This is a genomic window from Micromonospora sp. WMMD735, assembly GCF_049178995.1.
Lineage (GTDB): Bacteria > Actinomycetota > Actinomycetes > Mycobacteriales > Micromonosporaceae > Micromonospora > Micromonospora wenchangensis.
In genome coordinates, this window is sequence record NZ_JBMHMJ010000002.1 from 1,093,462 (window position 1) to 1,103,813 (window position 10,352).

A 10,352-nucleotide genomic window follows, 5' to 3' on the forward strand; every position below is an offset into this window, starting at 1 on the left:
TGTGACAGTCGTACCGTCTCGCGCCCGGCCGCACCACGACCGGGCGGAGCTTCCCCGATGACCGATCTCGCCCCCGACCGGCTGACGAAGGTCGCACCGACGCCCGGAGACCTGATGACCCGCCGGCAGCGGGTACGGCTCGTCCTCGTCCTCGGCTCGCTGATCGCCATCGGCCCGCTGACCATCGACATGTACCTGCCGGCGCTGCCCGCCATCGCCGCCGACCTGATGACCACCTCGGCGGCGGTCCAGCTGACCCTCACCGGCACGCTCGCCGGGCTGGCCCTCGGCCAACTGCTGATCGGGCCGCTCTCCGACGCCGTCGGCCGCCGTGGCCCGCTCATCGCCGGCCTCGCCCTGCACGTCGTGGCGTCGGCGCTCTGCGTCGTCGCCCAGCACATCGCCGTCCTCGGCGCGCTGCGGGTGGTGCAGGGCCTCGGCGTCGCCGCCGCCACGGTGGTCGCGATGGCGGTGCTGCGGGACCTGTTCAACGGCACCGCCTTCGCCACCCTGCTGTCCCGGCTGCTGCTGGTGATGGGTGCCGCCCCCGTCCTCGCCCCGACCCTCGGCGGCGGGGTGCTGCGCTGGACGGACTGGCGGGGGGTCTTCGTGACCCTGGCCGTCTTCGGGGTGCTGCTCGTCGTGGTCGCCGTGATCGGCCTGCCCGAGACCCTGCCCGCCGAGCGTCGCCAGCCCGGCGGCGTGTGGTCGACCGCGCGCCTGTACGGCGCGCTGCTGCGCGACCGGACCTTCGTGGGGCTCGTCGTGGTCGCCGGGCTGGCCATGGCGGCGCTGTTCGCGTACGTGGCCGGCTCGTCGTTCGTCCTGCAGGAACGGTACGGGCTCGACGAGCAGCAGTTCGGGCTGGCGTTCGGGGCGGGCGCGGTGGGCCTGATCGGGGCGGCCCAGTACAACGTGCGGCTGCTGCGCCGCCACTCCCCGCAACGCATCCTGGTCACCTCGTTGAGCGTCGGCACCCTGGCCGGGCTGGCCCTGCTGGCCTTCGCCGTGACCGGGTTCGGTGGGCTGCCCGCCCTGCTGGTGGCGCTGTGGGTGGTGCTGGCGGCGGCCGGCCTGGCGATGCCGAACGCCCCGGCGCTGGCGCTGTCCCGCCACGGTGAGGCCGCCGGCACCGCCTCGGCCCTGCTCGGCGCGGTGCAGTTCGGCGTCGGCGCGGTGGCCGCGCCGATGGTGGGGGTGCTGGGCAACGGCGCGGTGGCGATGGCGCTGGTGGTCGCCGGGGGCATGGTGGCCGCGCTGGCGGTGCTGTTCCTCGTGGTCCGTCCGTCCCGGCTCGCCGACCTGGAACCGCCCTCGGCGGTCGTCGTCGTGCACTGACCCGGCCGGGCCGGGCACCGGACCGCCCGCTCACGGCCGGGGCGGGCCGGTCACGGGGTGTCCGGGTGGCCGGGGACCTCACAGAGCCGGTGGCTGTCGAAGATCTCCGTCACCCGGCGCAGGCTGACGTCGTCCCGGGCCAGCTCGATGGCGACCTGCTCCACGGCGTACAGGAAACCCCGGATGTCGGCGGGGGCGAGCAGCGCGGTGTCGGCCATCAGCGACAGGTGGATCCGCTCGGCGGTGCCGCCCGCGTCGACGTACAACGGCATCGCCTCGGCGGCGGCCCGCTGCGGCCACGCGAAGGTGGTCGTCGCGGCCAGCCCGGCCAACGCCTGCGGGCCCGGTGCCGGGCCGGCGGGTCGCGGTTGCAGCGACCACCGGTCGTTGAACTGGCCGCCGACCGGCAGGGGCCGCCCGGCGGCGGCGTCGGCGGCGCGGGCCACCTGAGCGGCGGCCCGGCCGTCGTGGCGGGCGTGCCGCATCGCCGCCCCCATCGCGGCACGGGCGTGCCCGACCAGGTCGCCCACGGTGTCGCCGGACACCTCCATGGCGGTACGGACGGCCTGGTTGAGGCTGGTCACGGTGTACCGCAGCTCCGGTTCCACCCGGTTGCTCTGCATGATGTCCAGCGGGTAGACCGGCGTGGCGCAGACCGTGCGCACCAGCGCGTTGACGACGGCCAGCAGGGTGACCGACGTGCTGGTGCGCAGCCGTCGGGCGGCCAGCCGCAGGGCCACGGCGGCGGCGTCGGAGGCGAGTTCACCGCGCCAGTACCGGGGGGTGACCGGGGTGACCCGCTCGGGCAGCGGGTCGGCCGGCAGCCGGCGGAGCTGCTGACGCAGGTACGCCAGCGCGTCGACGTTGAGGCGTTGCCCGTCCGGGGAGCGTTCGAAGACGGCCAGGTCGACCGGCTGCGTCGCCGGTCGGGCCGGCGGTGGGGCCTCGCCGTCGGTCCTGGCCCGCAGCAGCGCGGCCAGCTCGTCGGCCAGGAGGTCCGCGCCGAGGTGGTCCGCCGCCAGGTGGGACACGGCGAACATCAGCAGCACGGGGATGCCCTCGTGGGTGGCGACCGCGAACCGGATCGGCAGCTCGGTGTCGTGGGCGAACGGACGGCCACCGGCCCGGCCCAGACAGTCGGCGACGATGTCGGCGAAGCTGACCGGGTCACCGTCGGGCCGGTCGACGACCTCGACGGTGACGACGCCCTCGCCGAGGACGTGCTGGCCGCCCTGGCCGTCGACCCCCGGCGGGAAGAGCGTCCGCAGCGACTCGTGCCGCTGGAGCAGGTGGGACAGCTGCGCCAGCACGTCGTCGACCTCGAGCAGCAGGGGTACGTCCAGCCAGCGGGTCAGCACGAAGAACGGCTTCATCTCCGGCAGCCAGCGGCGCAGGACGTCCCAGGTGCCCTGCTGGCCCCAGGTCAGGTGGGCGGTCCGGCTGCGGCCCGCGTGGAACGTCACCTCGACGGTGCGACTGTTGATCACTGGTAGTCCTCACGGGGCGCGGGGGATGGACGGGGCATCAGGTCGAAGCGGGCACCGCCGCCGGCGCGGGCCTGACGAACAGCACCCGCCGCAGGCAGAACACGCTGTAGGTCAGCCCGGCGGTCCAGCTGGCCACCACCGCCCACATGACGGCGTCGATGCCGAACGGCCCGTTGAGCAGCCAGGCGAAGGGGATCTGCACGGCGACGAAGGCGATCAGCGTGCAGATCAGCGGCGCGGTCGTCCGACCGGCACCGTTGAGGTAGCCGTGGATGACCACCATGGCGGTGTAGAGGAGCAGGAAGGGATAGATGATCGTCAGGTAGCGTCCGGTCAGCTCCCGGGTGGCCGGATCGTCGGTGAACAGCGCGGCGAGCGGGGCACGGGCGACCAGCACCACCCCGGCGACCAGCACCGACAGCACGGCCGTCAACCGCAGCGTGCGCAGCAGCCCCGCGCGGGCCCGGGCCAGGTCGCCCGCGCCGAGGTTCTGGGCGGCGAAGGCGGTCACCGCCCCGGAGAAGTCGAGGAACAGGATGCCGGTGAACAACTCGATCCGGGAGACGATCGTGAACGCGGCGAGGACCACCTCCCCGTAGGACTGGATGATCCCGACCAGCACCATGATCCCGAGGGCGAGCACGATGTGCTGGCTGGCCAGGGGCAGACCCAGCCGGGCGGCGTCGACGAGTTCCCGGCGGAGGGCCGGCCGCGGCCCGTCGCGCCGCACCGGGTGGGTGCGCGCCGCCCAGACCAGCCCGACCACCAGGGCGATCGTGCTGGCCACGGCGGTGGCCAGCGCCGCGCCGACCACACCCCCGTCCAGGACGGCGACGAAGAGCAGCACCAGCACGACGTTGGCGATGCTGCCGACGCCCTGCACCCACATCGCCGAGCGGGAGTCACCCAGCCCACGGAAGTAGGCGCTGACCGCGGCGCTGCCGAAGATCCCGGGAAAGCCGAGCGCCAGGGTGCCGAAGAACCGGGCCGAGTCGGCGGCCAGCCGCCCGTCGATGCCCATCACCGCCAGCGCCGGCTCGACCAGCAGCGTCGCCAGCACGACACAGCCGGCGGCCCAGACGACCGTGAGGACGGCGAGGGCGGCGACCACGTCGCGGCGACGGTCGACCTGCTGGCCGCCGGTCAGGTGGGCCAACCGGATGGTGAACGCCGTGCCCAGCCCGATGAACATGGCGTTGAGCAGATAGAACAGGGGCCCGCAGGCACCCACCACGGCCAGCCCCTCGACCCCGACGTACCGGCCGACGACGACGCTGTCGACCAGCAGGTAACCCTGTTGCAGCAGGTTCGCCGCGGTCAGCGGCAGGGCGAAGCCGACGATGCGCCGCAGCGCCGGCCCCGTAGTCATGTCCGACATGCCACCCTCCGATCGGTGTCGTCAGGCGGCGGCGTCGGCGAACGCGACGAGGTCCTCGACGTGGTAGGCGATCTCGGCGACGGTCCGGTCGGCGAGCAGGTCCGCGACGTCGTACTGCACGCCGTGCCGCACGGCGATGGAGTTGGCCACCGAGGCGGCCATGATGGAGTCGCCGCCCAGGTCGAAGAAGTCCGCCTCCACGTCGAGCGTCGGATAGCCGAAGGCGAGGGCGAGGCACTGCGCCACGGACCGTTCGACGTCGGTGTACCCGCCGTCCGGCCGACCCTCCAGCGCGACGTCGACCGCGTCGACGGTGGCCCGGATCTTGTCGGCGGCCTGCCGCAGCCGCTGTTCCAACGCCTGCATCTCCTGCTCGACCTTCGCGTCGATCTCGGCGGAGAGCCGCACGTCGTAGGAGCGCAGCAGGTGGATCAGCTCCCCCCGGTAGTGCAGCTCCCCGGCGAACAGCCGGGACCGGCCGGAGCGCAGGCCCGCGTCGAGGACGTCCAACGCGACCCGGGTGGGCAGGGCCCGGAACATGGTGTCGCCGCTGGTGCCGTGGTCGACGGCCATGCCGATCTCCTTCCACGCGACCCAGTCCAGCGCGATCACGTGGGTCGGCCCGCCGGCCCGGCTGCGGGCCACGTTGTCCAGGTAGTAGTTGGCCGCCGCGTAGTCGGCCTGACCGGGGGCGGGGAACACCGACGCCACCGACGAGAAGTGCACGACGAAGTCCGGCCGGTCGGCCCGGGTGAGCTGGTCGAGCAGGAAAGCGGCGTGCAGCTTCGCCCGCACCACCGCGTCGAAGTCGGCCAGCTCCCGGAACATCACGGTGCTGCCACCGGGCAGGCCGGCGGCGTGCACGATGCCGTCGATGCGGCCGTACTCGCCCCGGACGTCGGCCACCGCGGCGGCCAGCGCCTGCGGGTCACCGGCGTCGGCGGCCACCACCCGCACCCGCGCGCCGAGTTCCTCCAGCTCCCGCACCGCGCGCACCCGCCCGGCGCGGGCGTCGCCGGCCGGTGCGGCCAGCAGGTCCGGCCACTGCGCGCGCGGCGGCAGGCCGGACCGGCTGAGCAGCACCAGGGTCACGTCGGGCTGCCGGGTGGCGAACGCGTGGGCGACGGCGAGACCGAGCGCGCCGGTGCCGCCGGTGACCAGATAGGTGCCGCCCGGCCGCAGGTAGCTCTGCGGGCCGTCGGTGTCGACCTGCGGCACCTCGACGAAGACCTCGTGCAGGCGTCGGCCGTCGCGCCACAGGAACACCCCGCGTTCGGGGGAGAGGATCTCCGCCCGTACCGCGTCGGGCGACACGTCCGGGTCGACGTCGAGATGGGTGACCCCGAGGTACGGGTACTCCCGGCCGATGACCTTGCCGAAGCCGACCAGCGCGCCGTTCTCGACCACCACGTCGGGTTCCGCGTCGTGGGCGCAGACCGCGCGTCGGGTGAGCACCGTCAGTTCCAGCTTGACGCCCGCCGCCATCAACGCCTTGGTCAGGTGGAACAGGCTGTGCAGGTTCTTGCCGGTCCGCAGGTCGAGCCCGGCGAGGTCGGCGGCGGGGACGGCGTCGAAACCGAGCGCGTGCACCAGGTGGGTGACGCCGTCGTCCTCGACGAGCTGGGCGATCTCGGCGAAGGAGTCCGCCGAGCGGGCGTCGAAGGGCGCGCCGCCGGGGCGTACCGGCTCGCCGAGCCGCAGCACCCGCAGGTCGTCCAGGCCGGTCGCGGCGAGCAGCCGTGCGGCGTCGGTGTCCGGGTCGACCAGGGCCAGCACCCGCGCCCCGGGTGTCGCCGGCGCCGGGTCGGCGGCGGGGGCGAACACCACGTCGTGGGTGACCGGGTGGTCCTCGTCGACGGTGCCCAGCGACAGCTGCGCCCGCCAGGTGTCGGGGAACTGCACCCACGCGGGGGTGGTGTCGAAGGCGTACCCGGGAAGGCGGACGATCCGGCGGCGGCCGTCGGAGAGCCGCCGCCAGTCCACCGGCGCGCCGGCCAGGTAGCGGCGGGCCTCGTCGCCCAGCGGGCCGTCCGGCGGCGGCGACGCCCCGTCGGCCAGCGAGGCGACCAGTTGCCGGCGCAGGTCGGCGACGTCGCGGACGACGAACGCGGCCCGGTGCCGGTGCCCGCTGCGGGAGACCTGGCTGGTGTGACAGACGTCGGCGATGTCGACCCCGTCGAGGCCGGCGGCGTCGATGAACCGCACGTACCGCTCGCCGAGGCGGACCAGGGACTTCAGGGTGGCCGCACTGAGGGTGAACAGGAACGGCCCCGGGCCGGCGGGGGCCGCCGGTGTCTCGGCCACGTACTCCTCCAGCACCACGTGGGCGTTGGTGCCGCCGAGGCCGAAGGCGCTGACCCCGCAGCGCCGTGGGCCCTCGTCGGGGGACTCCCACGGTCGCAGGCTGGTGGAGACGTACAGCGGCCCGGCGGCGAAGTCGAGCTTCGGGTTGGGGTTCTTGAAGTTGGCCTGCGGCGGGATCATCCGGTTGCGCAGCACCGCGATGGCCTTGATCAGGCCGATCACGCCGGAGCCCTCGAACAGGTGCCCCACGTTGGCCTTGACGGTGCCGACCGCGCAGAACCCCCGGTCGGTGGTGTACCGGGCGAAGGCGCGTTTCATCCCCTCGTGCTCGATCGGGTCGCCGACCCGGGTGGCGGTGCCGTGGGCCTCCAGGTAGCCGAGGGTCCGCGGGTGCACGCCCGCGTTGCGCCAGGCGGCGTCCAGCAGGTCGGCCTGCGAGTCGGAATCGGGATTGGTGATCCCCTCGGTGTTGCCGTCGTGGTTGACCGCGCTGCCCTTGATCACGGCGTAGATCCGGTCGCCGTCCGCGACCGCCTGCGACATCCGCTTGAGGACGACCGCACCCGACCCCTCACCGAAGCCGGTGCCGTCGGCGGCCTCGTCGAAGGTGCGGGTGACCCCGTCGGAGGACTCGATGCCGATGGTGGAGTGCGGGTGCCTGACGGGGGAGAAGACGATCCGGGCGCCGCCGACCACCGCCATCTCGCAGTCCCCGGCGAGCAGCGCGTTCTTGGCCTGGTGCACGGCGACCAGGGTGGCCGAGCAGGCGGTGTCCACCACCAGGCTCGGGCCGCGCAGGTCGAGCAGGTGCGACAGCCGGTTGGCCAGCATCGCCGGGATGTTGCCGGTGATGGCCTGCTGGCCGTTGTTCGGGTCGACGCGGCAGATGTAGTCCAGATAGGTCGATCCGGGGTTGACCGCGAAACCGACGAACACCCCCGTCCGGCTTCCCCGGAGCCGGTCGAAACCGTAACCGGCGTCCTCGAAGGCGAGGAACATGGCGCGCATGACCATCCGGTGGTGCGGGTCGGTCAGCGTGGCCTGCCGGGGATTCATTCCGAAAACGGTGTGGTCGAAGGTGTCGACCTCGTCGAGGAAACAGCCGTTGTGGTATTCGACGTCGGGCTCGTTCACCGGTTCGATGCTCGTCGCCCGGAGGTATCTGATGTATTCGGCGAGCTTTTCCCGACGGTTTGTGGGAAATGGTCGGGTGAGGCTCGCCCCGGAACTGATGATCTGCCAGAAGGTGTCGAGGTCGTCGGCCCCGGGCACCTCGACCGACAGGCCGACGACCGCGATATCCGTGTCCATGCGGTGAATCACCTCTCCGCGATGCGGGTGAGAAATGCGCTGAGGGTCTTGCCGTTGACCTCGTCGAACCCGGTGACACCGGCCGCGCGCAGGGTGGTGACCGCCCGGACCCACTCCACGGGGGTGGACAATTGCCGGGCGAGCAGTTCGGCGGCGCGGTCGGTGTCGAAGACGTCCCCGGTGACCCCGGAGACCACGGGGGTGTGCCCGGCGGCGAAGTCGCAGCCGTCCAGGACGGCCCGGAACCGCTGCTCCGCCGCCGCCATCAGCGGGGTGTGGAAGGGGCCGCTGACGTTGAGCGGGACGACCCGGGCCCCGGGCAGCGCGCCGATCGCCTTGGCCGCGACGGCCAGCTCGGCGCGGTCCCCGGCGATCGTGCTCTGGGTGTCGGCGTTGAGGTTCGCCACGAACACCCGGGGCAGGCCGGTCTCGGTCAACGCCCGCCTGACGAACGACACCGGCAGGCCCTGCACCGCCGACATGCCCCCGCCGGTGACCTGGGACATCAGCTCGGCCCGCCGGTCGACCAGCCGCAGGGCGACGTCGAGGTCGAGCACCCCGGCGGCGACCAGCGCGTTGTACTCACCGAGGCTGTGGCCGGCGAAGTACCGGTAGTGCCCGGGGCGTTCGGCGATCACCTGCTGCGCCAGCAGGGCGTTGACGAAGAACACCGCGGGCTGGGCGTAACGGGTGTCGCGCAGGCGTCGCTGCGGGTCCCGGGTGCACAGCTCCTCGATGGACCAGCCGAGGATCTCGTCGGCCCTGGCGGTGGCCTCGGGGAACAGGCCGAACAGGTCGGCGCCCATGCCGCGGCGCTGCACCCCCTGGCCCGGGAAGAGTAGACAGTGCACGTGGTGTCCTTTCACGGTCGCCGGGAGGCTCGTCGGATCGACTCGAAGCGCAGCGTCCGGCCGCCGAGGCACTCCCGGGTGAACCGGCGGGCGGCGGGGCCGGGGCCGCAGTCCAGCACGGTGGTGATGCCGGCGTCGGTGACGGCGTGGACGCTGGCGGTCGCCCAGTCGACCGGGCGCACCAGCACCTGCTCGACGAACTCGTCGAGCAGGTCGGCCTCGGGTGGCAGGGTCCGGGGGGCGTCCGCCGCGTAGACCGGTATCCGCAGCTCACCGGCGGCGGGCAGGGGACCGACGAAGGTCCGGTCCCGGCGTACCTCGTCGGCGGCGGCGGCCAGGTACGGACTGTGGAACGGCAGGGTGTTGGTGAGGAACGTCCAGGTCGCCGCGCCGTCGCGGAACATCGCCTCGTGGTGGGCGTGGAAGTGCAGCAGGTCCTCGGTGTGCCCGCTGAGCACGCCGGTGGTGGGGGTGTTGACCAGGCCGACCGAGACCGACCGTCGGGTGTCCCGCCGGTAGCGGTCGACCAGGGCGGCGAGATCCGCCCGGGAGGGGCCGTCGACCAGCGCCATCGGGCCGGGTCGCTGGCGCGGGTCGCCGCAGGTGGCGTACCGCTCGGTCAGCTCGGTGGGGACGGGACGGCCGGTGGTGGCCTGGTGTCCCCGGACGAGGCTCAGCGCTACCAGCCTGAGTGAGGTCTCGGCCAGGGCGAGGAAGGCGTCCGTGCGCTTCGGCCGCAGGCCGGCGACGATGGCCGCCTGGAGCCCGATGCTGTGCCCGATGGCGGCGGTGACGGTGTCGAGGGCGGCCCGCCGGGGCTGCAGGTCGCACAGCTGGATCAGGTGGACGCAGACGCCGGCGACGACCGAGTCGTCGGTGCCGGTCGGCGGCGCGGTGGCGGGGTCGGTCAACCACCGGCGCAGCCGGCCCCCGGTGGGAACGACCGGACCGGACGCGTGGCCGACGTGCTCCCGCAGGTCGTCGAGGGCCCGGAACATGCGGTCGAAGAACAGCGCGTTCTCCGGTTGCGCGTGCAGCGCCCCGAGGGTGGGGAGCAGATTTCCCTGGTGACCACCTATTCCGTCGAAAAGGGCCAGGGTGCGCCCGGAAGGGGTGAGCATTTCCACGGGGATTCCTTGCTGGTCGGGCGGAATGCGTGCGCGGTTGACCCGACACGGCGGGAAGCGGAAAGGCCGCGTCGATTGCCGACGGCTGGCTTCTGATTGCGGCGGTGTTTATCGCGTCCGGTGGAACTTGCACCGCGAACAATATGCGACCCATCGCGCACGGTCAATAGTTCGGTCGCGCTGCGCGATCTGGCGGTCGGTGAACGGCCGTTTTGGCAGCTCAGTTGGCTCTGCCTGGCTCGGTGACCGGGTGTGGTGAAACGTTTGTCGCACGGGAGTGGTTTGTCCCGCCGATTCTTTTATGTGCGACGAACCCGCGCGAATTTAACGGTCGCGTCACCGCTTATAAACCTGGTTGTGGTCACGGCGGGCGCGACCGGTGGGTGTGCGCGGGCGGTCCGACCCGCAGCCCCGTGCCCCCGCCGACCCGCCGGTGCCGGGGCGCAGGCGACGAACGGGGCGGGCCCGAAGGCCCGCCCCGCCGCTTGTAGGCGACTACCAGAGGATTTGAACCCCTAGACCACATCTGTGATCCGCAACCGTGCTAAGTGGCAGT

6 protein-coding genes are annotated in these 10,352 nt (G+C 73.0%); 1 reads left to right on the forward strand and 5 read right to left on the reverse strand.

All coding sequences use genetic code 11. The features are described from left to right. Positions 1-114 precede the first annotated feature (114 nt). Positions 115-1,338, forward strand: a complete 1,224-nt coding sequence (locus ACN268_RS04875) for a multidrug effflux MFS transporter (protein WP_204924640.1) — start codon at positions 115-117, stop codon at positions 1,336-1,338. Between the two features lie 50 nt (positions 1,339-1,388). On the opposite strand, the gene ACN268_RS04880 is transcribed toward ACN268_RS04875, so the two are convergent. Genes ACN268_RS04880 through ACN268_RS04900 form a run of 5 tightly spaced genes read right to left on the reverse strand, consistent with a single transcriptional unit; the run spans position 1,389 to position 9,790 of the window. Then, on the reverse strand, positions 1,389-2,825 hold the full coding sequence (locus tag ACN268_RS04880; protein WP_421481926.1) for a condensation domain-containing protein: 1,437 nt from the start codon (positions 2,823-2,825) through the stop codon (positions 1,389-1,391). A 37-nt stretch (positions 2,826-2,862) separates the two neighbouring features. Continuing rightward, a complete protein-coding gene (locus ACN268_RS04885) occupies positions 2,863-4,194 on the reverse strand; it encodes an MATE family efflux transporter (protein WP_421481927.1) in 1,332 nt (443 codons plus the stop codon). Positions 4,195-4,224: 30 nt separating this feature from the next. Continuing rightward, positions 4,225-7,818, reverse strand: coding sequence for an SDR family NAD(P)-dependent oxidoreductase (locus tag ACN268_RS04890; protein ID WP_421481928.1), 3,594 nt, complete (start codon positions 7,816-7,818; stop codon positions 4,225-4,227). 8 nt (positions 7,819-7,826) lie between these two features. Then, complete coding sequence (locus ACN268_RS04895; protein WP_421481929.1) at positions 7,827-8,669, reverse strand: ACP S-malonyltransferase; 843 nt, start codon at positions 8,667-8,669, stop codon at positions 7,827-7,829. Between the two features lie 11 nt (positions 8,670-8,680). Then, the gene (locus ACN268_RS04900; RefSeq protein WP_421481930.1) at positions 8,681-9,790 is read right to left on the reverse strand and encodes a hypothetical protein; all 1,110 of its coding nucleotides are present in this window, start codon (positions 9,788-9,790) and stop codon (positions 8,681-8,683) included. Positions 9,791-10,352: the final 562 nt, after the last annotated feature.

Bases quoted from the DNA above. Each gene is read 5' to 3' on its own strand.
- ACN268_RS04900 (WP_421481930.1), bottom strand. From the start codon at position 9,790: ATGCTCACCCCTTCCGGGCGCACCCTGGCCCTTTTCGACGGAATAGGT.
- ACN268_RS04885 (WP_421481927.1), bottom strand. From the start codon at position 4,194: ATGACTACGGGGCCGGCGCTGCGGCGCATCGTCGGCTTCGCCCTGCCG.
- ACN268_RS04890 (WP_421481928.1), bottom strand. From the start codon at position 7,818: ATGGACACGGATATCGCGGTCGTCGGCCTGTCGGTCGAGGTGCCCGGG.
- ACN268_RS04875 (WP_204924640.1), top strand. From the start codon at position 115: ATGACCCGCCGGCAGCGGGTACGGCTCGTCCTCGTCCTCGGCTCGCTG.